Source organism: Kluyvera genomosp. 1, assembly GCF_001266615.1.
Lineage (GTDB): Bacteria > Pseudomonadota > Gammaproteobacteria > Enterobacterales > Enterobacteriaceae > Kluyvera > Kluyvera cryocrescens_A.
In genome coordinates, this window is sequence record NZ_LGHZ01000008.1 from 1 (window position 1) to 22,834 (window position 22,834).

Genomic DNA, 22,834 nt, shown 5'->3' on the forward strand with positions numbered 1-22,834 from the left:
AGATGTGTATAAGAGACAGTCCCGGCGTTTCCCCTAATCACATTGCTTAAGTGAGCGGTGTTACGCTGCGGCGAGTTTTTTTATGTCTTTTATCAGTACGGTATTGTCTTCGTCATGCGGTGAGCGCGTTGCCTTTTGTGCGCTATCGGCAACATCAATTTTACAATGTGAACGGTTTTATATAGTATACCCCCCTATATTATTTGGAGGGCTTATGCCGCATTCACCTGAAGATAAAAAACGGGCATTAAGCCGCGTTCGTCGCATCAAGGGGCAGGTTGAGGCGCTGGAACGTGCGCTTGAGTCGGGTGAGTCCTGCCTGACCATTCTGCAACAAATCGCCTCGATTCGCGGAGCCTCTAACGGCCTGATGGGCGAAATGGTCGAAATGCACCTTAAAGACGAACTGGTGAGCGGTGAAACGACACCCGATCAGCGAGCCCTCAGGATGACGGAAGTCGGTCATCTGCTACGATCCTATTTAAAATAATCATCACAACGGAAGAGACAGCTATGAAATCACGTGCTGCAGTTGCGTTTGGCCCAGGTCAGCCGCTGAAAATTGTTGAAATTGACGTTGCACCGCCGAAGAAAGGTGAAGTGCTGGTCAAAATCACCCATACCGGCGTTTGCCATACCGACGCATTTACGCTGTCAGGCGATGATCCGGAAGGGGTGTTCCCGGCGGTGCTCGGCCATGAAGGTGGCGGTGTTGTTGTGGAAGTGGGCGAAGGCGTCACTAGCCTGAAGCCGGGCGACCACGTTATTCCGCTGTATACCGCCGAATGCGGTGAGTGTAAGTTCTGTAAATCCGGTAAAACCAACCTCTGTCAGGCGGTACGCGCCACGCAGGGTAAGGGGCTGATGCCGGATGGCACCACGCGTTTCTCCTACAACGGTGAGCCGATTTACCACTACATGGGCACCAGTACCTTCAGTGAATACACCGTGGTTGCTGAAATTTCACTGGCTAAGGTCAACCCGCAGGCGCCGCTGGATAAAGTGTGTCTGCTGGGCTGCGGCGTCACCACCGGTATCGGGGCGGTGCACAATACGGCCAAAGTGAAAGAAGGCGACACCGTGGCGGTATTCGGCCTCGGTGGGATTGGCCTGGCGGTTATTCAGGGTGCGGTTCAGGCGAAAGCTGGGCGTATTCTGGCGGTGGATACCAATCCAGAGAAGTTCAAACTGGCCGGTGAAATGGGCGCGACCGATTTCATCAACCCGAAAGATTACGATAAGCCAGTTCAGGACGTCATTGTTGAACTGACCGACGGCGGCGTGGATTTCAGCTTTGAATGTATCGGCAACGTCAACGTGATGCGTTCGGCGCTGGAATGCTGCCATAAAGGCTGGGGTGAGAGCATCATCATTGGCGTGGCGGGCGCGGGCCAGGAAATTAAAACCCGTCCATTCCAGCTGGTGACCGGCCGTGTATGGCGCGGTTCGGCATTTGGCGGCGTGAAAGGCCGTACCCAGCTGCCGGGCATGGTGGAAGAAGCGATGACGGGCAAAATTCAGCTCGATCCGTTTATCACCCACCGTCTGCCGCTGGACAAAATCAACGAAGCGTTCGATCTGATGCACGAAGGAAAATCCATCCGTACCGTGATTCATTTCGGCGATAAGTAATGCCGGCTATCCGCTAACGCCGTTCACTTAAGTAAAGTCATTAGGGGAAACACCGGGATTGGGTTCCCGGAGGGATGCCAAACCCGGTGGTCGCCCCGGGTATCTCAATCTTAAACTTACGGTGTTAGCCTACCCGCGGGATTTTTCCCGCGGGTTTTCTTATTTGTGACCCGCCTTGCGTTTTACACCTTTCCCGATAAGAAATTAGCGGCTATGGCCGATGACTCTATTACTTACCTCAAGTACAAGAGAGTCAACTCATGGATAAAAAATCTGCGCCGGGTCGTGCGCAAAAGATCGGTTTCCTCCATCACATCCGCCTGGTTCCATTCTTCGGTTCCGTGTTGGGCGGTATCCTGCTGCTGTTTGCCTTGAGTTCAGGTCTGGCAGGCTACTTCATGTGGCAGGCTGATGCCGATCAGCGGGATGTGACTCAAGAACTTCAGGTTCGCGTAGGGCTTTCGGACAGCGCTAACTACCTGCGTGAAGCGCGGTTGATGATGATTCATGCGGGGGCGGACAGCCGTATTGCGGAAATGGACAGCATGAAGAGAAACCTGGCGGCGGCGCAGGCAGGAATTAAGCGTTCACAGGAAGGTTATAAGCTTTACACCGACAGACGCGTTAAAACCGAGGCGGATGTCGCCCTCGAAGCGGAGATGAATCAGCGTTACAACGCTTATCTCGACGGCATGAAGCCGATGCTCAAGTACGCGCAAAACGGTATGTTTGAAGCGATCATCAATTATGAAAGCGAACAGGCTCGCGCGCTGGATGATGGCTACAATGCTGTGCGACTGAAGGTTATCGATATTCGTACCGCGCGCGCCAATCAGCTCAATGAACTGGCGCATAGCCGGACAACGCTGGGCGTGATGTTTATGATTGGTGCCTTTGTACTGGCGGTGCTGATGACCATCATCACCTTTACGACGCTGCATCGCGTGGTTATTGTGCCGCTGCAAAGAGCGGGTACCCGGATTGCGCAGATTGCTAACGGCGATCTGACCATGGCCGATGAAGCGGTCGGGCGCAGTGAGATTGGCCAGCTCAATGGAAACCTGCAAAAAATGCAGCACTCGCTGGTGAAAACGGTTGGGACCGTTCGCCAGGGGGCGGAAGAGATTTATCGCGGCACCAGCGAAATTTCGATGGGCAATACCGATCTCTCCTCCCGAACCGAGCAGCAGGCAGCGGCGATTGAACAAACCGCGGCCAGCATGGAAGAGTTGGCGGCGACGGTGAAACAGAATGCCGACAACGCGCACCACGCCAGCAAACTGGCGGAAGATGCCTCCGGTAAAGCGTCTCGCGGTGGGCAACTGGTCTCCGGCGTCGTTTCAACGATGGGCAACATTTCAAGTAGCTCGAAGAAAATCTCAGAAATCACCTCGGTGATAAACAGTATTGCCTTCCAGACCAATATTCTGGCGCTCAATGCCGCGGTAGAAGCGGCGCGCGCCGGTGAGCAGGGGCGTGGATTTGCGGTGGTGGCCAGCGAAGTGCGTACGCTGGCAAGCCGAAGCGCCCAGGCCGCAAAAGAGATTGAAGGGCTGATCAGTGAATCGGTCACGCTGATTGAACGTGGTTCCGATGAGGTTGTCCGCGCCGGTACAACCATGACCGATATCGTGGATGCGGTGAAAAGGGTCACCGATATTATGCTGGAGATCGCCGCTGCGTCCGATGAGCAAAACCGTGGGATTCAGCAGGTGAGCCAGGCGGTGACCGAAATGGATAACGTCACTCAGCAAAATGCCTCACTGGTAGAAGAAGCCTCGGCGGCTGCGGCCTCATTGGAAGAGCAGGCGGCGCGCTTGACTCAGGCTGTGGGGACGTTCCGTATTCAGGCAGGTGAGCGGGCAGTGGTGGAGACGGCGAACGTTAAGCCGACCTTTACGCCAAATCGTCCGGCGGTTGCCGGTGCGGATAACTGGGAAACGTTCTAAGGTAGGAAAATACCCCGTAACCGTTAAGGTTACGGGGTAGAGCGATTACTGAGAATCCGGTAACGCGTAGGCAATAATGTAGTCACCGCGATCTGGCGACTGACGTGCGCCACCGGCGTTAATCACGATGTATTGTTTGCCGGTTTTCGGCGACACATAGGTCATTGGGCCAGACTGGCTTCCCACCGGCAGACGGTCTTTCCAGATCTCTTTCCCGGTTGCGGTATCAAACGCGCGCAGGTAGAAATCCTGAGTCCCGGCGAAGAACAGCAGACCAGACTGAGTCGACAACGATGCACCTAGTGTTGGCATCCCGATTGGAATTGGCATATGCATGCGGATCCCCAGCGGCCCGGTGTCTTCAACGGTGCCGACCGGTACCTGCCAGACAATTTTCCCGGATTTCAGGTCTACAGCCGACATCGTACCGAATGGCGGTTTCTGGCATGGAATCCCCAGCGGTGACAGGAAGCGTTCGCGCATCGCGCCAAACGGTGTTCCGTCCATCGGTACGATACCCATCTCGATACCGCTGGCATTCTTGGCTACGTTGGCACGTGGCACCATGTAGTTGGCCAATCCCAGACGCATATCGTTGACGAACATCAGGCTGTTGTTCGGGTCAACCGACACGCTACCCCAGTTCATACCGCCCAGCGAGCCCGGATATTGCAGCGATCGGTCAACGCCCGGCGGGGTGAAGATCCCCTGATGACGCATCTCTTTAAACTGAATACGACACAGCAGCAGGTCAACCGGTGTGGCACCCCACATGTCCGACTCTTTTAAGGTTTCATTGCCAATCATTGGCATCCCGACGGAGTACGGCTGGGTTGGTGAATAGCGCTCGCCTTCGACGTTGCCTGCCGGAACAGGGCGTTCTTCCACTTTGGCCACCGGTTCACCGGTTTCGCGGTTGAGCATAAAGATCATGCCCTGTTTACTGGTTTGCACCAGAACCGGTGTAGTACCGCCTTTGCCGTCAGGTAAATCATACAGCAGCGGCTGGGAAGGCAGGTCGAAGTCCCACAGGTCGTGGTGAGTCGTCTGGTAATGCCAGCGTACTTTACCGGTTGTGGCGTCAACCGCCACGATGGAGGAGCTGTATTTGTCGTCCAGCGCCGTACGTTCACCAGCCCAGAAGTCAGGGGTGGCGTTACCGGTTGGCAGGTAAACGAGATTCAGTTTTGCATCATAAGACATTGCCGACCAGACGTTCGGCGTACCGCGCGTGTAGGTCTGTCCTTCCGGCGGCAGGCCGGTCAGGTTCGGGTTACCCGGATCCCAAGCCCATGCCAGTTTACCGGTACGGACATCATAAGCACGCACGACGCCCGGAGGCTCGCCGGTGGAGAAGTTATCCGCGACGCGACCACCCACCACCACCACATTCCCGGCAACCAACGGCGTTGACGTTTGCTGATAGTAGCCAGGTTTGATTTCACCCATACCAACACTCAGGTCAACCACACCGTGGTCACCAAAGTTATCGCACAGCTGGCCGTTATCGGCATTGATCGCGATGAGACGTGCATCAGTAGTCGGCAGGAACAGACGACGCGGGCAGGCGGCGGGTTGTGTTGATGCGGTTGGTGTAGTCAGTGCCTGGGTATCTTCAAAGTAGCCCAGCCCACGGCAGCGCTGCCAGTTTGGCGCGGTAGCCTTAGAATCGTAACGCCATTTCTCTTTACCGCTGTCGACGTCCAGAGCCAGAACTTTACTGTAAGGCGTACAGACGAAGAGGGTATCACCAACCTGCAGAGGCGTGTTCTGATCTTCTGCACCTGAGCCGTTGCTAACGGGAATATCACCGGTGTGAGCGACCCAAGCCACCTGAAGCTTATCAATATTCTGCTTGTTGATTTGATCCAGCGCGGCAAAACGGTCGCCGTGGGTGGTATTACCCCAATGTTCCCAGTTCTTCTGTTCTTCGCCTGCGGCGACGGGCTTCACCGGCACCGCTTCAGTAGCGGATACCAGCGCCTGTGGCTTAAACATCCAGCCGAGGCTGACGAGCAGAACCACCGCTAAAATAGCGGCCAGACCAAATGCAGGGCCTTTCGATGCAGGTTTGCTGCTGGACATGAATGGCCACACCAGTGCGCTCAACAGAGCCAAAACACCAAAGGCGAACAGGCGCGAGAACAGCGGCCAGTAATCCCATCCCGCATCCTGGATGGACCAGATTATGGCGACAATAAACGCCAGACTATACAGCGCGATCCCACCACGATGCTGGCGCGCAATGAGAATGGCGCTGACTATCATAACCAGCCCCATGAGGGCGAAGAACCAGGTCCCGCCAACGGTGGCAAGTTTCGCCCCAAGTGCGCCGATAGCGAGGCCGATTATCATCATCAGCGCGATAAGAAGCCACTGCAGGATCCGGGGGAATCCTCGCGGCACGTTGCCAATTTCCATACTCTTCTCCTTGCAAAAACAGATATAGATGCACGGAATGAACCATTTGGAATCATTGGGCCGTGACTCTATTACGAACGAAGCGATAGGTAGTCGCTAAATGAAAGAAAATAGTTCAGTTGAGAAACTATGCGTGAACCATTTGGTTAACTTATGGCTATGATAGATCTGTTAAAATGCATTGCGCAATTGTTAAAAAATAATTTCGCATTAATTGTGTATCCCTCCGCGTTATCCCATCCTCGAATGCGAGGGTGTACTGACTTTTTGGGCCTGATATCTGTGTTCTCCGTAGGTGCTGGCATTCAGGGCGAAAGCTACAACAGGTAAGTGAAGAAATGACCGTAGCTAAATGATGAATGTATTAAGGGTTAATTCTTCAGAAATGCGGTATGAGGTAGAATCATCGACATTTGTTAAGTGATAAAATAATGTTTGACTTATGGGTTAAAGATGCTTATATCACTATTGTCTATGCTACTTGCGGGTTTTATATAAATGCTAGGTACTGATGGTTTTTCTAAATGGATTTTTAAAACAATTTATCGTAATACCCACCCAAGACGTTATCATCACAATAAAAATCTATGGCCATATTTTCAAGTCAAGCGTAAGGACGATGGGTTTATTGGTGATGTTTATTTTAAGCATCATAAAATACCGAACTCTGTTCTTGATGTTCGTGTTAAAGCTAAGCCATTACTTATTATGGCAACAGGGCCTTCAGTGAGCAATATCGATAGTCAATTTTTCGATGCCTCTTTTGATTACCTAGGTGTTAACGGTGCATTCTCAATGAGAAGCGTTAAGTATAATTGGTATGTCATCATTGACCGAGACTTTGTCTACAAGAGGCTATCCCTGGTGCAAGAAATTGTGGCTAGAAAGGATATTATCCTGTTTTGTACCTATAATAGTCTGGGTGCTATCTTCGCTAATATTCCTACCGATAATATTCGCTGCCATTTTAAAATTTTTGAGGCAGCATCAAACGCTGGAGTTAAACGGTTTTTAGGTGCGGTTTCTCAGGTTGATTTTACTGATGAAAACTTTCATTGGCATAACGGTTTTGGATTCTCTGATAATATAGAAAAGCTGTTATTCGACTATGGTACGGTAACCTACGCAGCTTTACAGATTGCCTGCTTGTTAGGCTATAAAGAGATTTATATTGCGGGGTTGGATATGAATAACTTCAACACTCCCCGATTTTATGAAACCCCACAGGATAAGTTGTCAACAAGGCTTGATATCGATTTTGTAAATATTTATAACTCATTCATCTCGGCAAAAAAATATTGTTCATCACATAATATACAGGTGATAAATCTATCTCCGGAGAGTGCTATCGATGCTTTTCCGATGATCCGCTGGGATAATGTCGTAAAGCAGGCTTGAAATCGAAATTACGGCCCTGGTGGGCCGTACCCAGGTCACGATGGCATCGATTTACGCACCGCACTCAGCAAAATCTGTGCACCAGGCGACAGCGGGGTGTCTACACGGGTCAATATGCCAATTGGTTCGCCCTGGCCCTGCGTACCGATTGGTAAAGCGGTGAGAATACCGCGGCGTAAATCATCCTTTACCGCTCCGGATGGCACGAACCAAATATAGTTATAGTCGACCGTCAACTGGCGGGAGAGGGAGGCGGAAAGGGTTTCAATGCACCCAGCCGGCATTTTACATCCCTGGCTTTGTAGCAGCGTTTCGGCATTTTGCCGTGGAACTGTCCCTTTCGGCGATACCACCACCGGCCATTCCAGCACCCGGCTAAGGGTGATGTTTTCATGTAAGAGGGGATGGTCCGGGCGAACCACCAGCTTCAGTGATTCAAGGAACAACAGCTCATAATTCAGTCCGGTCATCAGCTCCGGATCGGACATCCGGCCAATTCCCAGATCGATATCACCCGACTTTAACGCCGCCAGCAGCATCGTATTGTTCATGGTGGCGACCTGTAAGGTCACCTCTTTTTGCTGCTGGTGGAAAGGTCCAATAACTGCGGGTAAAACGCCAAGGGCGGCAGTGGGAAGCGCGCCGATGCGCACGACATCATTGTTAACACCTTCTTTACGAATGAGTGCCTGCCCGGCGTTGTTCAGGGCATCAAGTACCTTCACCGCATGGGTTAAAAACTGCTCGCCGGTTAGGGTGAGCTGTGCGCCCATACGACCACGTTCGAACAGACGAGAACCGGTTAACTGCTCGAGCTCATTGAGGGTCTTAGAGAGCGCAGGCTGGCTTAAATTAAGGGTTTCAGCCGCTCGCCCCAAAGTTCCTTGCTGAGCGACGGCTACGAATGTGTGCAGATGGCGCAGACGAATGCGCTGACTAAAGAGAGCATTTTTTTCCATAAGCGATGTTAAAAACAGAGCGGCATCAGTGACAAGTAATGTTGTTTAATTTTGATAACTTGCTAGCAAATTATTATTAACATTTGTGCGGTTTAACAGACAAGCGTTTTGTTGCATCAGAGAAGGGTACCCGCTTCGTTGTGATGGCGAAGCGGGGAAAGGCGATCACACGTCGAAGAAAACGGTCTCTTTCTCACCTTGCAGATAGATATCAAAGCAGTAGACCGTTTCATTGCCACGGGTTTCTTTGCGGCCGATCAGAGTCTGCCGGCGGACTTCCCATTCAATGATATTCAGCACCGGATCTTTCGCGTTGGCTTCTTGTTCATCGGAGAAATACATACGCGTATTCAGACCGATGTTGATCCCGCGAGCCACAATCCACAGATTGACGTGTGGCGCCATTATTCTCCCATCGCGGCCTGCTACCGGACCGGGTTTGATGGTGTCGAAGCGCCATACGCCGCTGTCGAAGTTCGAGCAGGCGCGGCCCCAGCCGCGAAAATCCTCATCCAGCGCCTTTTCCTGTTGTTGGTCGGCAATGTGGTTGTAGCGGCCGTTGCTATTCGCCTGCCAGATTTCAATCAATACATCGCGGACTGGCGTACCGGAACCGTCGAACACGCGGCCTTCAATGGCAATGCGCTCGCCCGGCGTGTGGCTATTGGTCAGCGTTGGACCAAAATTTTTCTCGAAAATATGGAAACCTGCCGCATCGGGGGCAAGCCCAATATGTACGTAGGGACCGGCGGTTTGTGACGCGGTTTCCGGCAAATAATCTTTCATCGTGCAGCCCCCTGAGTGCGGTTTTCGAATAACGTGGCGCGGTGGCCGCGGAGAACTAAATCAAAGCGGTACGCCAGGCAATCCAACGGTATGGCTGCGTGGGTGTCCAGTTCGGCAATCAGCGTACGAATGGCATCGTCGTTGTTAATTGCCTTCACGATAGGGCACTGCTTAATGAGCGGGTCCCCTTCAAAGTACATCTGGGTGATTAACCGCTGGGCAAAGGCTTCACCGAAAATAGAGAAGTGGATGTGCGACGGACGCCAGTCGCTGGCCTGGTTACGCCATGGATATGGGCCTGGCTTGATAGTGCGGAAAAAGTAGTAGCCATTTTCATCCGTCATCACGCGACCACAGCCACCGAAGTTAGGGTCGATAGGCGCCAGATACTGATCTTTCTTATGGCGATAGCGGCCACCGGCATTTGCCTGCCATACTTCAACCAGCGTGTTTTTCACTGGGCGACCAAAGCCGTCACGCACGTAGCCGTGAACAATTATACGCTCGCCAATCGGAAGGCCTTCTTTGGCGTAGTTAAGGATCAGGTCGTTATCCAGCGGGCCGAGATCCTGCTGGGAAAAGACTGGTCCGGTAATTTCAGACAGCGAGTTTTGCAGCGAGATCAGGGCATTGCGCGGTGAACGCAGGACGCTGGTTTTATAGCCTGGCGCGTAGGCAGGGGGATGGTTGTTATAATCCCGGTGAATCACTTCTTGCGGTGACCATTTTGTGCTCATAGGTGGCTCCGTGTAGGGTATTTTATTATTGCCACAGACAGTGTGTGTAAATGCTTTGTTAATTTAAAGTGAATTTAAGGTTCTTTTTAAATAACCTGAAGTTATGCAATGCGAAAAATTCATTCGCTAAATCAACTCAGTAGCCGGGATCACACTTTGTAAATTCTTACCCCATAGCGTCTTTGGTTTTCCTAAACTGCAAATATGGTCACAGGAGACATGACACCATGGCGCACACCCTTTCAGCAGATGATATTCGGGAAGAGTTTTCACAAGCAATGTCGGCAATGTACCAGCAAGAAGTCCCGCAATATGGCACCTTGCTGGCATTAGTGGCTGACGTAAATCTGGCGGTGCTGGAAAATAACACGCGCTTACATGAGCAGTTGGCCAACGCTGATGAGCTGGCACGTCTGAACGTTGAGCGCCACGGTGCGATTCGCGTGGGTACCGCGGAGGAACTGGCAACGCTGTGTCGCATTTTCGCCATTATGGGAATGGAGCCGGTTGGCTATTACGATCTGTCGGTCGCCGGCGTGCCGGTTCACTCGACCGCGTTTCGGCCGGTGGACGACGCAGCGCTACAGCGCAACCCCTTCCGCGTTTTTACTTCTTTACTGCGTCTTGAGCTTATTGACGACGTGGCTTTGCGGCGCAAAGCCGAACAGATTCTGGCACGCCGTGATATTTTCACCCGTCGCTGCCGGGCGCTCATGGATATTCATGATGAGCAGGGCGGCTTGACCGCTGCCCAGGCGCATGAATTTGTCCGCGAAGCATTAGAAACCTTCCGCTGGCATCGCCACGCGACGGTAGATAAGGAAACTTACCAGGCGTTAAATCACCAGCATCGGCTAATTGCCGATGTGGTGTCCTTCCCGGGTTGCCACATCAATCACCTGACGCCACGCACGCTGGATATTGACCGGGTACAGTCACTGATGGCGGAATACGGTATTGAACCGAAAGCGGTGATTGAAGGCCCGCCGCGCCGTGCTGTACCGCTGTTGTTGCGGCAGACCAGCTTTAAAGCGCTGGAAGAGCCCGTGCAGTTTGCCGGTGAACTGAGCGGTACCCATACCGCCCGTTTTGGTGAAATTGAACAGCGCGGCGTTGCGCTGACGCCAAAAGGCCGGGCGCTGTACGACAAGCTGCTCGCGGAAGCTGGGGTTGGAAAAGACAATTTGACCCATCAGGAGCACCTGCAGGCGGTGTTCAAAGCTTTCCCGGACAGCGAATTTTTACTGCGACAGCAAGGGCTGGCATGGTTCCGCTACCGCCTGACGCCAACCGGCGATGCGCATCGGCAGGCGATTCACCCCGGCGACGACCCGCAGCCGCTTATTGAACGCGGTTGGATTGTCGCGCAGCCCATTACCTACGAAGATTTTCTGCCGGTCAGTGCGGCAGGGATTTTCCAGTCCAATCTCGGGGGGGATGCTCAAACCCGCAGTCATGGTAATGCAAGCCGTAACGCCTTTGAACAGGCGCTGGGGCGCGAAGTCCTTAATGAGTTCACCCTGTATGAAGAGGCTGAGATGCGCAGTAAACGCCGTTGCGGTCTGCTCTGAAACGAGTACCCTGCAGGGATTGAAAGCAAAAAGGACAGAAACATGCAGTATGCTTCAACCCACGTAGAAACCCAGCAGGGAAGGTTATCGGGCATTGTCGATGGGGATGTTCACCTGTGGCGCGGAATTCCTTTTGCCGCGCCGCCGGTCGGCTCATTACGCTGGCGTGCGCCGCAGCCGGTAATGCCGTGGACCGGTATTCGCCCGGCCGACCGCTTTTCCGCTTCAAGCTGGCAAAGCAGTGAATACTGCGTGGCGCTGGGCGGCGGCGATCCTGGCCGTTTTTCCGAAGATTGCCTTTATCTTAACGTCTGGTCGCCAGCCAGGCGCGACACGAACCTTCCGGTCATGGTGTGGCTTCACGGTGGCGGTTACGCTATCGGCGCAGGCGGCCTGCCACCTTATGACGGTAAAGCACTGGCGCAACGCGGCGCGGTGGTGGTGACAGTCAACTACCGTCTGGGGCATTTGGGCTTTTTTGCTCATCCGGCGCTGGAAAGCGAAGACGGTGAGCGGTTGTACAACTTTGGCTTAATGGATCAAATCGCCGCGCTTAAGTGGGTACAGGAGAATATTGCCGCCTTTGGCGGGAATCGCGACAACGTCACATTGTTTGGTGAGTCCGCTGGCGCGCGCAGCGTCATGTCATTGATGGTCTCACCGAAAGCGGGTGGGCTTTTCCACAAAGCGGTCATCCAAAGCAGCTATACGCTACCCGACCTCCCACGAGAGACAGCACTGGCACGCGGTCAGCGGCTGACTGAATATCTTAATCTTCCCAATGCCTCTGCGGATAGCTTGCGAGAGCTGCCGGCAGACGTGTTCTGGTCGCTTGAACCACCCCATAACATCGGCCCGGTTCCCATCGTGGGGGATGTGGTGTTGCCGCAGCCCATGCTCGATCTCTTTTTTGCCGGAAAACAGCACGCCATGCCGGTGCTGGTGGGTTCTAATAGCGATGAAGCCAGCGTGATGCCGGTATTTGGCATTGATCTTGCCGGACAGATTAAAAAGCTGCGCCGGGAAAGACGTTTGGGTCTGGGCCTGATTAAGCTTCTCTATCCGGGCGTAAAAGGTGATGAGGAGCTGGGGCGACAGGTTTGCCGCGATATGGCATTTACCACTCTTGGCTATGTGGTGATGCAGGCACAACAGCGGGTTAATCAACCTTGCTGGCGCTATTGGTTTGATTATGTGGCTGAAGCCGAACACCAGACCTACCTTCACGGTGCCTGGCATGGAAATGAAGTGCCTTACGTGTTTGATACTCTCGGACAAATCACGCCGTCTTGTGATTATGCCACCGAGGGCGATCTCGCATTTGCGGCGCAGGTTGCTGATTACTGGGTGGGCTTTGCCCGTGATGCTAGCGCTAGCCATACCGTGCTGACGGGGCCGGTGCGCTGGCCTGCTGCGGTCCGTGGCCGGGATCGCTTATTGCGCATGGGGCTTAACAAGCAGGCAGGATTCCACGTGGAGAACCGTTTTATGCGTGCGCGAATGGCGCTCTTTAAACGCGTAATGAAACACCATGTGAATCTGGATTAGCAGATTTTGTTCGCTGACCAATTGGATTATCAGTCAATTTTGTCTAGAGTGAGCGGTTCTGACGCCGTTTTTATTTTGCAGCATTCCGACTTTAAAAGGACGCTTTGCCAGGCATGAATCGCAGACACTTTCTCAAATCTTCAATGGCTGTTGCCGCCGTGTGCGGTACCTCCGGTTTTGCATCGCTTTTCTCCCAGGCCGCGCTGGCCCAGGAGTCCGATATCGCCGACGGCCAGACGCGTCGTTTTGATTTCAACGTCCTGCAATCTATGGCGCACGATCTGTCGCGCCAGCCGTGGAGCGGTGCGCCGCGCGCGCTGCCGGATACGCTGGCAAACCTGACGCCGCAGGCCTACAACAGCATTCAGTACGATGCTTCGCAGTCGCTTTGGAATAACGTTAAAGAGCGCCAGCTCGACGTGCAATTCTTCCACGTTGGCATGGGTTTCCGTCGCCGCGTGCGGATGTTCTCACTCGATCCGGCTAACCAGCAGGCGCGCGAAATTCACTTCCGCCCTGAACTGTTCCAATACAACGACGCGGGTGTGGACACAAAACAGCTGGAAGGCCAGACCGATCTGGGCTTTGCCGGTTTCCGCGTCTTTAAAGCGCCGGAACTGGCGCGTCGTGACATCGTCTCCTTCCTCGGTGCCAGCTATTTCCGCGCGGTGGACAGCACCTATCAGTACGGATTGTCGGCCCGTGGTTTAGCCATTGATACTTACACTGATAGCCTGGAAGAGTTCCCGGACTTCACCTCGTTTTGGTTTGAAACGGCAAAACCGGGCGCAACTACCTTTACTGTTTACGCGCTGCTCGATAGCGCCAGCGTCACCGGTGCCTACAAGTTCGTGGTGCACTGCGAGCAGGCGCAGGTGATTATGGATGTGGAAAACCACATCTATGCGCGTAAAGATATCAAGCAGTTGGGTATCGCGCCGATGACCAGTATGTTCAGCTGTGGCAACAACGAACGCCGCGTCTGCGATACGATTCATCCACAAATTCACGACTCCGATCGTCTGGCGATGTGGCTGGGCAACGGTGAGTGGATCTGTCGTCCGCTGAATAACCCGCAGAAGCTGCAGTTCAATGCCTATCAGGATAAGAACCCGAAAGGATTTGGCCTGTTGCAGCTTGATCGCGATTTCACCCACTATCAGGATGTGATGGGCTGGTACAACAAACGCCCAAGCCTGTGGGTTGAGCCGCGCAATCATTGGGGTAAAGGGGCCGTCAGCCTGATGGAGATCCCAACCACCGGTGAGACGCTGGATAACATTGTCTGCTTCTGGCAGCCAGAAAAACCGATGAAAGCCGGCGATACCATGGACTTCAGCTACCGCCTGTACTGGAGCGCGATGCCGCCAATCCGCTCTCCGCTGGCGCGCGTGCTGGCGACCCGTACCGGCATGGGCAGTTTCCCTGAGGGTTGGGCGCCGGGCGAGCACTATCCGGACAAATGGTCCCGACGTTTCGCCATTGATTTCGTCGGCGGCGATCTGAAAGCGGCTGCACCGAAAGGTATTGAGCCGGTGATTACGCTCTCCAGCGGTGAAGCGAAACAGATTGAGATCCTCTACGTCGAGCCGTTCGACGGCTATCGTATTCTGTTCGACTGGTATCCAACCTCGGATTCGACTGACCCGGTCGATATGCGCCTGTTCCTGCGTTGTCAGGGCGATGCAATCAGTGAAACCTGGCTGTATCAGTATTTCCCACCCGCGCCGGACAAGCGTCAATACGTTGACGACCGAATTATGAAGTAATGCCTCGACAGCCCGGCTGCACAATGCGATGCCGGGCTTTTTTATCCGAACGGAATGCCCGCATATGACGCCCATAGAAACCATTACTGCCAGTGAAACACTGACGCTCCAGGCCGTGAATGAAAGCCATATTCCCGCGTTGCATCAAATGGTGCTGGCGAACAAAGCCTGGCTTCAGCAGACGTTAAACTGGCCGCAGTTTGTGAAAAGCGAGCAGGATACCCGCCAGAACGTGCAGGGCAACATGATGTTGCATCAGCGCGGCATCGCCAAAATGTTCCTTATTTTTAATGATGCGACGATGGTCGGCGTGCTCTCGTTTAACCAGATAGAACCGTCGAATAAGACCGGTTACATCGGTTACTGGCTGGATGAACATGCGCAGGGTAAGGGACTTTTATCGGCGGCGCTGCAGGCGTTTATGAATTATTACGTTGAAAGCGGTGAGATTCGTCGCTTTGTGATTAAGTGTCGGGTAGACAATCTGCGCAGTAATCAGGTCGCGCTGCGTAACGGTTTTACCCTGGAAGGCTGTTTACGGCAGGCCGAATTCCTCAATGACGTGTTTTACGATCAGAATATCTACGCCCGAATTATCGATAAATCGGCGTCATAGCGTGCCGAATAACGGCGTGCGGATAATGCGCTGCGTACCGGTTAATGATTTACGTCCCCGCAGATGAATGGCATCTCCCGGCAGCGCTTCCACCACCACGCTGTCGGTTAAATCGATATGATGCTCCAGAAGGACATCGCCCATCACCTGAACGTCACCCTGAATCAGCACATGATCGTCGAGCAGAATAGGACCGCCGCGTAATCTTGCGTTACCACCAACCAGCACATGATGTTTCAGTACGCAGTTACCCTCGATAAGCGCATTCTCGGCAACCTGAGCGCTGTAGCGCAGGGTGGGGATCTCATCGTCACCGTACCCAGCAATAATATGTGCATGGCCGTAAACCTTCGCACAGTCGCAGACCCAGATATTGTTCTCCTCATTGCCTTCAAGCCGTGCGTGGTCATAAATTTCTGCACGGTGTTCGACAAACACGTAGTTAAGCCACGCATTGCCGTAGATTTGCGCCTGATGCACCACCCGGCAGTGGCTAAGGCGAGCACTATCAAAAATTTGCAGCTCCCGGTCCTGTTCGGCGGTTAACCCCTTGGCGCCAATGATTTGGCTTCGTTCGCCAATCCGCGCGTGACCGAATAGATGACAGGTGCCATGCACCTGAGATGTCTGTACTGTAACGTGGCCGCTCAGGCGCGCCTGATGGCTTATGTGGCTGCAATCCACCCATGCGTTATCGCTGATTACTGCTTGATGGCTGATTTCACAATGCCCGGTTACTCGCGCATGACCATCGACTCGTGCCTCGGCGTAGACCACGCTGTTTTCATCGTAGATCCAGCAATCGCCGTCCTGACTGAGTCCTTGTTCATCCTCCAGCCATCCACCGCGTGCACCAGCGGTGACGTCGGCAAAATTACGCAGGGCGATAAGCTGCCGCACAGTGCGAGTCTCTTTCGCGCCGGGGGCTCCAATCTGCACGCTGCGGGTTTCTTCGCTAAGACGGAATTTATTCATGATACCCCCGGAAAAATGCCTCTTTTAACTGTAGCAAAACCTGAACGAAAGCCGCGTTTATGCGGTATAACATGAGGTTCTTACAATAATAAACAGCAGGGGTGAACAGGGTGATTTCGAGTCTTATTGCCATAGCCGCAGTATTAATCATGGGCGTCATGAGTCCGGGGCCAAGCTTTATCTACGTGGCGCGAACCGCCGTAGTGCACTCACGACTGCATGGTTTAATGACAGCACTGGGAACCGGTGTTGGGGCGTCACTGTTTTCCATTATGGCGATGCTCGGACTGCAAAAAGTCCTCAATGCGGTACCGGAGCTATTTATGGGCCTGAAAATCGCAGGGGGTGCCTATCTCATCTGGATGGGAATCAAAATTTTCCGTGGTGCTCGGCAACCAATGGCAATTGCCCTCGGCGGCGAAAAATCAGACATGTCGCTTTGGAGCGCATTTCGCAATGGGCTTTTGACTCAGTTGAGCAACCCGAAAACGGCGATCGTTTTCGCCTCTATCTTTACCGCGCTGCTGCCGAGTCATATTCCAGTGGCCTTCTACTATATTGTACCGGTGATGAGCTTTGTGATTGATGCTGGCTGGTACTCGCTGGTGGCGTTTTTGCTGTCGGCGGAAAGGCCGCGCCGGGTTTATCTGCGTATCAAAGGCGCGGTGGATCGTACGTCGGCGACCATTCTGGGCATTCTTGGATGCAAGCTTATCTTTACCTCGTTTTCTCGCTAGCGTCACCAGAAAGAATCATTTAAAATGCAACTTAAACAATATTTGAATTAATAAACTAAATGCATAATGAAAACGATGAAGCCCGGGTGTTGCATCTTCCCGCAGGCTATTTTGGCATGGTTCTGGGCACCATCGGCATGGGCTTTGCCTGGCGTTATGCCAGCACGATCATGCCGGTGAGTCGTGCGATTGGTGATGGGTTAGTCATCCTGGCCATTGTGATGTGGTCTTTGCTCACGCTGTCGTTTGTGACCCGTGCGCTGCGTTTCCCATACAGTATCTGGCAGGAGATGAATCACCCGATCGCCAGCAGCTTTGTCAGTCTGTTTCCTGCCACTACGATGCTGGTGTCGATTGGTGTCACGCCATGGTCGCGATCGCTGGCGCTCGCACTGTTCAGTGTCGGTGTTGCGCTACAGCTATGCTATGCCGCGTGGCAAACTGCCGGGCTTTGGCGTGGTGAACATCCGGCGGAGGCGACCACTCCCGGTCTCTATTTGCCAACCGTCGCTAACAACTTTATTAGTGCGATGGCCTGCGGAGCGTTGGGTTTCAATGATGCCGGGCTGGTATTTCTGGGGGCGGGCGTCATCTCATGGCTGACGCTGGAGCCGGCAATCGTGCAGCGTTTGCGCAGCGGCGGTACGTTGTCTGTGCCGCTGCGAACCTCGCTGGGTATTCAGCTTGCTCCGGCGTTAGTGGCTTGTAATGCCTGGCTTAGTGTAAATGGTGGCCATGCCGATGTTTTTGCCAAAATGCTGTTTGGTTATGGCCTGTTACAACTGCTGTTTATGCTACGACTGATGCCCTGGTATCTCCGTCAGGCTTTTAACGCCTCGTTCTGGAGCTTCTCGTTTGGTATTTCTGCGCTGGCTTCGACGGGCCTGCATCTTGGTCACGCCAGCGGCTCCGGATTTTTCCACAATCTCGCGCTACCGCTGTTTGTTTTCACCAATATCATCATTGGCCTGCTGCTGCTCAGAACGCTGATGTTACTTCTACAAGGCAAACTTTTGACCCGCGTTGCCCCCTCAACGCTGATGAAACCGAAGGATGAATAATGACCATTCGTGATGAAAACTACTTCACCGACAAATACGGCCTGACCCGCACCCATTCTGACGTGGTGCATGCGGCAACCCTCGTTAAACCGGGCAAAACCCTTGATTTGGGCTGCGGCAATGGACGTAATAGTCTGTATCTCGCGGCTAACGGCTACGATGTTACCGCATGGGATAAAAACCCGATGAGCATCCAGAATCTGCTGTCGATCCGCGAGGCGGAGGGGTTGGAAAACCTTCAGGCGTCGGTTCAGGATCTCAATGCGATGAGTTTCGACGGTGAATATGATTTTATTCTCTCGACCGTGGTGATGATGTTCCTTGACGCCAAAACTATCCCCGGTTTGATTGCCAACATGCAGCGTTGTACCAAACCTGGCGGCTACAACTTGATTGTTGCGGCGATGGATACCGACGATTTCCCGTGCACCGTTGGGTTCCCCTTTGCCTTTAAGGCCGGCGAGCTGAAAAACTATTACGCAGGTTGGGAATTATTAAAATACAACGAAGACGTTGGCGAGTTGCACCGCACCGATGAAAACGGTAATCGCATTAAATTACGTTTTGCCACGATGCTGGCGCGCAAACAATCATAATTGCCATTTATATGACGGGCGCAAGCCCGTTATATAATGAATAGATATTGATAACAATTAATAAATATTGAGATCGATCTCCATTTTTGCCACAACAAATAGTCAATTCCTTTGCTATAACTTACTGGCATCTGTGCATTTTTCAGGGATCATTCTCATGCGTACTCAAGCATTTTTTAAAGTAGCGGCCCTTGTGGGCGTTATGGTTTTGGCTGGCTGTGCTTCAAAAACGACAACGCCTGAACAATATTCAGGCTTTTTAAAAGATTACTCTGGCCTAAAAGAAACAACCTCAGCATCAGGAAAAACGGAACTGCGTTGGATTTCTCCTGATTATAAATCGAGTAACTATACCAATATCGTCTACAACCCTGTGACGTATTACCCCGTACCTAAACCGACCACTCAGGTAGGGCAAAAGGCGCTGGCAGACATTCTCACCTACACCAACACCGAACTGAAGAAAGCGCTCAGCGAACGCAAACCGTTAGCGACGACGGCTGGCCCGCATAGCTTGATTTTCCGTGGTGCCATTACGGCGGTCGACTCCAGCAAGGAAGGGTTGCAGTTCTACGAAGTGATTCCAATTGCGATGGTGGTGGCGGGGACAGAAGCTGCTACCGGTCATCGGACGATGAATACGAACCTTTATTTTGAAGGGGAAGTGATCGACGCTACGACCAACAAACCGGTTATTAAGGTTGTGCGTAAAGGAGAAGGTAAAAACCTGGCCAACTCGGATACCCAGCTAACACTGGATACGTTGAAAAAAGTGATCGACGACATGGCAGTTGACGCCGTGAAGTTCGACCCTAATCAAAAATAACTCCCCATTTATTGAATTGCAAAGGGCGGCAGAAGATGCCGCCCTTTATTTATTCAGCTTCGGTAACAATCATTCGCCGATAATTAAGCGAATGATTAACGCAAACGAAAAGACATTTACGCGCGACTGGCGAAAGGCATACGCCAGACCTGCGGTTTAGCAAACATCACCAGATTCCCCAGCAGAATCAAGACCAGGCCGATAATGGCATTGGCGTGCCACTGGTATCCCTCATACAGAGTCGACAGCGTTAGCGCGACCAGCGGGAACAGCAGTGTGCTGTAGGCGGCGTTGCTGGCACCAATTCGCCCGACGAGGGTAAAGTACACGCCAAAAGCGATGACCGAACCAAAGATAGCCAGATACAACAGTGCGCCGACATAGCTCACCGTCCACTGGATAGCGAAGCTATCGCCGCGCAGCAGGGCGATAATGCCAATAATGGCGGTTCCGTAAAGCATCGCCCAGGTATTGGTGGTCAGCGTCTCTAGCCCACGCCTCTGGTGGCGCAGGCTGAGCATATTGCCCAGAGAAAAACCGTAGGTTCCCAATGCGCTCAGCAAAATCCCGGCCAGCAGGGTGCTGCTCATACCCACGGCGCGTAGATCTTGCCAGAACAACGTAATAATTCCTGCCAACCCTAAAAATGCGGCGAAATAGAAACGCTTGGGTGGCGTCTGGCGATAAAACAGGAAGCTATTGATGGCGTTAAACAGCACCGCCATTGAGAAAATGACCGATTCCAGCCCGGTATTAATCCATTTTGCGGCGGTATAAAAACACAAGAAGTTAAAACCGAATACGCAGCAGCCTTGGAGTACGCAGAAGAGATGGTCGCGCAGCGTCAACGGGCGCAGACGACGCAGGCTCAGCAGGATGGTCAGCATGGTGACGCTAGCAATGGCGAAGCGCCAGAAAATCGATACCGCTTCTGGCACCGGACCCTGTTGTAAAAAGATAGCAATCCAGGTGGTTCCCCAGATAACCACGACCAGAGCGTAAAGCAGCGCGTTCATAAATCCTCTCATCCCATGACAATATTGCATTTAGTCTGTCGCGACGTGACTACCGCCGCTTGCAGAAGGTTGCGAGCGACTTGCATATTCTTGCGGTTTTTTATCAGGCGTGATGCGCACAGTGCTGGAATCCCGGCGGCTCAAGCCCTAGACTGAGGAAATTGTTCTTTGTGGCTGAGATGTTAATGACCCACACCTACGCGACGTTTGAAAGATTACAGAGTCAGAATGCGGTTCTGAGGGAGACCGTCGCGCTCAATTCCGGGATCCAACTGGCGGCCTGGTACAACAAATGCGACAACCTGACGGTACAAAGCGACCATCACACGCTCAGTCTGTACGTGGCTGACGGCTATGAAAGCTATCAGAAAACGCCGCACGGCTGGAAAAACGGCGGTGGGCCGGATCGTTTCTGTCTGATGCCACAAGACAGCGAATCGACGTGGGATATCCGTGGCGATCTGTCGTTTGTGCATTTGTACTGCACCGAAGAACATCTGAGAAAGGTGGGGGAGCAGGTATGGGATCGCAGCCCAGCATCGCTCAGTCTGGATGAACAGATTTTTGGTGATGATGCAAAAATCACCTTACTTTACCGCCAGTTTTTGCTGAGCTACGACTGGCAGCAGGCGGCAAACCAGCTCACGCTCAGTAGCGCTAGCACGCTACTGTTGACCCATCTTTTGCAAAATTATGCCAACGTGAAGTGGCGGCTGCCGACCGTGACAGGTGGCCTGGCGCCGGCTGTGCTGCGCAATACGCTGGAGTACATCGACGCCCATCTCTCCACGCCGCTGACGCTGGCCGATTTGGCCGCACAGGCCAATTTAAGCGAATATCACTTTGCCCGGATGTTCCGCCAGTCGGTCGGGCTTGCGCCGCACCAGTATGTGATGCAGCGCAGAATGGATCAGGCTCAGCAGCAGGTCCGCTATACTGCGCTGCCGCTCACCGACATTGCGCTAAACTGCGGGTTTAGCTCTGCCAGCCATTTCAGCAATCGTTTCAAAGCGGCAACCGGTAAAACACCTTCTCAACTACGCGCTACGCTTGCGGGATAACAGCGCAAAGCTTATCCCGCCAATCACCAGCCCCCAAAATGCCGAGCCGATACCCGCCAGGGTAATACCGCTGGCCGTCACCAAAAAAGTGATCAGCGCCGCGTCACGTTCGTGCGCGCTGTTTAACGACTGAAACAGACTACCGCCAAGCGTCCCCAGCAGTGCCAACCCCGCCAGCATCTGGATCCACACGGTAGGCAACGCCGCCATCAGCGCGGTAATCGAACCGCCAAACATTCCCGCCAGCAGATAAAACACACCAGCGGCGGCCGCCGCTTGCCAACGTTTTTGGGCATCCGGATGTGCGTCAGGACTTTGGCAAATCGCAGCGGTAATGGCGGCGATACAGACTGAGTAGACGCCGAAAGGCGCTAAAAGCAGGCCAAATGCACCGCTGATGACAATTAAGGGCGAAATCGGCACGCGATAGCCTGAAGCCTGAAGCGTGGCGAGGCCAGGGGCGTTTTGTGATGCCATCGTTACCAGGAAAAAGGGAATACCAATACTCAGCAATTGGGTCATGGAGAAATGCGGAGTAATAAACTGCGGCGCAACGAAAGCCATGCTTAAGGAATTAGTGACAACGTCACCTTTTGCAACTGCCACAATAATACCGACTGCTAGCGCGGCCACCACCGCGTAACGGGGAGCCAGCGCTTTAAACAGCAACCAACCCACCAGCATACTGCCGCACAGCAGCAAATGTCCCTGTAGCGTGGCAAAAGCCTCGAGACCAAACCGCAGGAGGATGCCTGCAAGCATGGCGGCAGCCAGCGAATGGGGGATAAGCTTCATCAACCTGGCAAACCAGCCGGTGAGACCACACAGGACTACCAGCGCATTCGCAAAGATAAAAATGCCCACCGCATCATTCAGCGTTGAGCCCTGTAAGCTTCCCACCAGTAGCGCTGCCCCGGGCGTTGACCAGGCGGTGAGAATTGGGACTTTGCGCCACAGCGTCAGCACGAGGGTACTGACGCCCATGGCCAGGCCTAACGCCGTCATCCACCCGGATATTTGCAGAGCGTTGGCACCCGCGGCGGCGGCGGCCTGCCAGATGATGGCGGCGGAGCTGGCATAACCCACCAGAACCGCGATGAAGCCGGCCAGCAGAGTAGGAAAAGGAACGAAAGCAGCGCGCATTTGAGATCTCTTGTGCGTTATAACATCCGATTA

20 protein-coding genes are annotated in these 22,834 nt (G+C 53.3%); 13 read left to right on the plus strand and 7 right to left on the minus strand.

All coding sequences use genetic code 11. The annotated features are described in order from the left end of the window. Nucleotides 1–214: 214 nt before the first annotated feature. From KP80_RS04985 to KP80_RS04995, 3 genes are all read left to right on the plus strand, one after another. Entirely contained in the window at nucleotides 215–490 is a 276-nt protein-coding gene (locus tag KP80_RS04985) for a metal/formaldehyde-sensitive transcriptional repressor (RefSeq protein WP_052282486.1), read from the plus strand. A gap of 23 nt (nucleotides 491–513) precedes the next feature. After that, nucleotides 514–1,632 (plus strand): S-(hydroxymethyl)glutathione dehydrogenase/class III alcohol dehydrogenase, encoded by a 1,119-nt coding sequence (locus tag KP80_RS04990; protein ID WP_052282487.1) that lies wholly within the window; start codon nucleotides 514–516, stop codon nucleotides 1,630–1,632. 260 nt (nucleotides 1,633–1,892) lie between these two features. Continuing rightward, on the plus strand, nucleotides 1,893–3,581 hold the full coding sequence (locus KP80_RS04995; protein ID WP_052282488.1) for a methyl-accepting chemotaxis protein: 1,689 nt from the start codon (nucleotides 1,893–1,895) through the stop codon (nucleotides 3,579–3,581). A gap of 45 nt (nucleotides 3,582–3,626) precedes the next feature. On the opposite strand, the gene KP80_RS05000 is transcribed toward KP80_RS04995, so the two are convergent. Beyond that, nucleotides 3,627–6,002, minus strand: coding sequence for a glucose/quinate/shikimate family membrane-bound PQQ-dependent dehydrogenase (locus KP80_RS05000; protein ID WP_052282489.1), 2,376 nt, complete (start codon nucleotides 6,000–6,002; stop codon nucleotides 3,627–3,629). A gap of 498 nt (nucleotides 6,003–6,500) precedes the next feature. Here KP80_RS05000 and KP80_RS05010 point away from each other — a divergent pair, with 498 nt between their 5' ends. After that, the gene (locus KP80_RS05010) at nucleotides 6,501–7,400 is read left to right on the plus strand and encodes a hypothetical protein (RefSeq protein ID WP_072129043.1); all 900 of its coding nucleotides are present in this window, start codon (nucleotides 6,501–6,503) and stop codon (nucleotides 7,398–7,400) included. Nucleotides 7,401–7,435: 35 nt separating this feature from the next. Here the strand turns inward: KP80_RS05010 and KP80_RS05015 are convergent, their stop codons facing one another. From KP80_RS05015 to pcaH, 3 genes are all read right to left on the minus strand, one after another. Then, a complete protein-coding gene (locus KP80_RS05015) occupies nucleotides 7,436–8,359 on the minus strand; it encodes a LysR substrate-binding domain-containing protein (protein ID WP_052282492.1) in 924 nt (307 codons plus the stop codon). A gap of 165 nt (nucleotides 8,360–8,524) precedes the next feature. Further along, nucleotides 8,525–9,145 (minus strand): protocatechuate 3,4-dioxygenase subunit alpha, encoded by a 621-nt coding sequence (pcaG, locus tag KP80_RS05020; RefSeq protein WP_052282493.1) that lies wholly within the window; start codon nucleotides 9,143–9,145, stop codon nucleotides 8,525–8,527. Then, nucleotides 9,142–9,882 carry a protocatechuate 3,4-dioxygenase subunit beta gene (gene pcaH / locus KP80_RS05025; RefSeq protein ID WP_052282494.1) on the minus strand — a complete coding sequence of 247 codons (741 nt, stop codon included), beginning with the start codon at nucleotides 9,880–9,882 and terminating at the stop codon, nucleotides 9,142–9,144. The genes pcaG and pcaH overlap by 4 nt, the downstream gene beginning before the upstream one ends. Nucleotides 9,883–10,109: 227 nt before the next feature. Between pcaH and KP80_RS05030 the strand changes: the two genes are divergently transcribed. From KP80_RS05030 to rimL, 4 genes are all read left to right on the plus strand, one after another. Next, entirely contained in the window at nucleotides 10,110–11,453 is a 1,344-nt protein-coding gene (locus KP80_RS05030; RefSeq protein WP_052282495.1) for a VOC family protein, read from the plus strand. Between the two features lie 42 nt (nucleotides 11,454–11,495). After that, nucleotides 11,496–13,001 carry a carboxylesterase/lipase family protein gene (locus KP80_RS05035; RefSeq protein ID WP_052282496.1) on the plus strand — a complete coding sequence of 502 codons (1,506 nt, stop codon included), beginning with the start codon at nucleotides 11,496–11,498 and terminating at the stop codon, nucleotides 12,999–13,001. Between the two features lie 113 nt (nucleotides 13,002–13,114). Then, the gene (locus KP80_RS05040) at nucleotides 13,115–14,770 is read left to right on the plus strand and encodes a glucan biosynthesis protein D (RefSeq protein ID WP_052282497.1); all 1,656 of its coding nucleotides are present in this window, start codon (nucleotides 13,115–13,117) and stop codon (nucleotides 14,768–14,770) included. Nucleotides 14,771–14,834: 64 nt separating this feature from the next. Beyond that, on the plus strand, nucleotides 14,835–15,386 hold the full coding sequence (gene rimL, locus KP80_RS05045) for a 50S ribosomal protein L7/L12-serine acetyltransferase (protein ID WP_052282498.1): 552 nt from the start codon (nucleotides 14,835–14,837) through the stop codon (nucleotides 15,384–15,386). Here the strand turns inward: rimL and ydcK are convergent. Then, complete coding sequence (gene ydcK / locus KP80_RS05050; protein ID WP_052282499.1) at nucleotides 15,381–16,361, minus strand: YdcK family protein; 981 nt, start codon at nucleotides 16,359–16,361, stop codon at nucleotides 15,381–15,383. The two genes, rimL and ydcK, sit on opposite strands and share 6 nt — an antisense overlap. A gap of 149 nt (nucleotides 16,362–16,510) precedes the next feature. Here ydcK and KP80_RS05055 point away from each other — a divergent pair, with 149 nt between their 5' ends. From KP80_RS05055 to KP80_RS05070, 4 genes are all read left to right on the plus strand, one after another. After that, complete coding sequence (locus KP80_RS05055) at nucleotides 16,511–17,098, plus strand: LysE family translocator (RefSeq protein WP_052282500.1); 588 nt, start codon at nucleotides 16,511–16,513, stop codon at nucleotides 17,096–17,098. Nucleotides 17,099–17,157: 59 nt separating this feature from the next. Continuing rightward, nucleotides 17,158–18,159, plus strand: a complete 1,002-nt coding sequence (gene tehA / locus KP80_RS05060; RefSeq protein ID WP_052282501.1) for a dicarboxylate transporter/tellurite-resistance protein TehA — start codon at nucleotides 17,158–17,160, stop codon at nucleotides 18,157–18,159. Continuing rightward, nucleotides 18,159–18,755, plus strand: a complete 597-nt coding sequence (gene tehB / locus KP80_RS05065; RefSeq protein ID WP_052282502.1) for a tellurite resistance methyltransferase TehB — start codon at nucleotides 18,159–18,161, stop codon at nucleotides 18,753–18,755. The genes tehA and tehB overlap by 1 nt, the downstream gene beginning before the upstream one ends. Nucleotides 18,756–18,912: 157 nt before the next feature. Beyond that, nucleotides 18,913–19,581, plus strand: a complete 669-nt coding sequence (locus KP80_RS05070; protein ID WP_052282503.1) for a DUF3313 domain-containing protein — start codon at nucleotides 18,913–18,915, stop codon at nucleotides 19,579–19,581. A gap of 116 nt (nucleotides 19,582–19,697) precedes the next feature. Here the strand turns inward: KP80_RS05070 and KP80_RS05075 are convergent, their stop codons facing one another. Then, on the minus strand, nucleotides 19,698–20,597 hold the full coding sequence (locus tag KP80_RS05075) for a DMT family transporter (RefSeq protein ID WP_052282504.1): 900 nt from the start codon (nucleotides 20,595–20,597) through the stop codon (nucleotides 19,698–19,700). 185 nt (nucleotides 20,598–20,782) lie between these two features. Between KP80_RS05075 and KP80_RS05080 the strand changes: the two genes are divergently transcribed. Then, nucleotides 20,783–21,658 carry an AraC family transcriptional regulator gene (locus KP80_RS05080; protein WP_052282505.1) on the plus strand — a complete coding sequence of 292 codons (876 nt, stop codon included), beginning with the start codon at nucleotides 20,783–20,785 and terminating at the stop codon, nucleotides 21,656–21,658. Here KP80_RS05080 and KP80_RS05085 read toward each other — a convergent pair. Beyond that, nucleotides 21,635–22,801, minus strand: a complete 1,167-nt coding sequence (locus tag KP80_RS05085; protein ID WP_052282506.1) for a benzoate/H(+) symporter BenE family transporter — start codon at nucleotides 22,799–22,801, stop codon at nucleotides 21,635–21,637. The two genes, KP80_RS05080 and KP80_RS05085, sit on opposite strands and share 24 nt — an antisense overlap. Nucleotides 22,802–22,834: the final 33 nt, after the last annotated feature.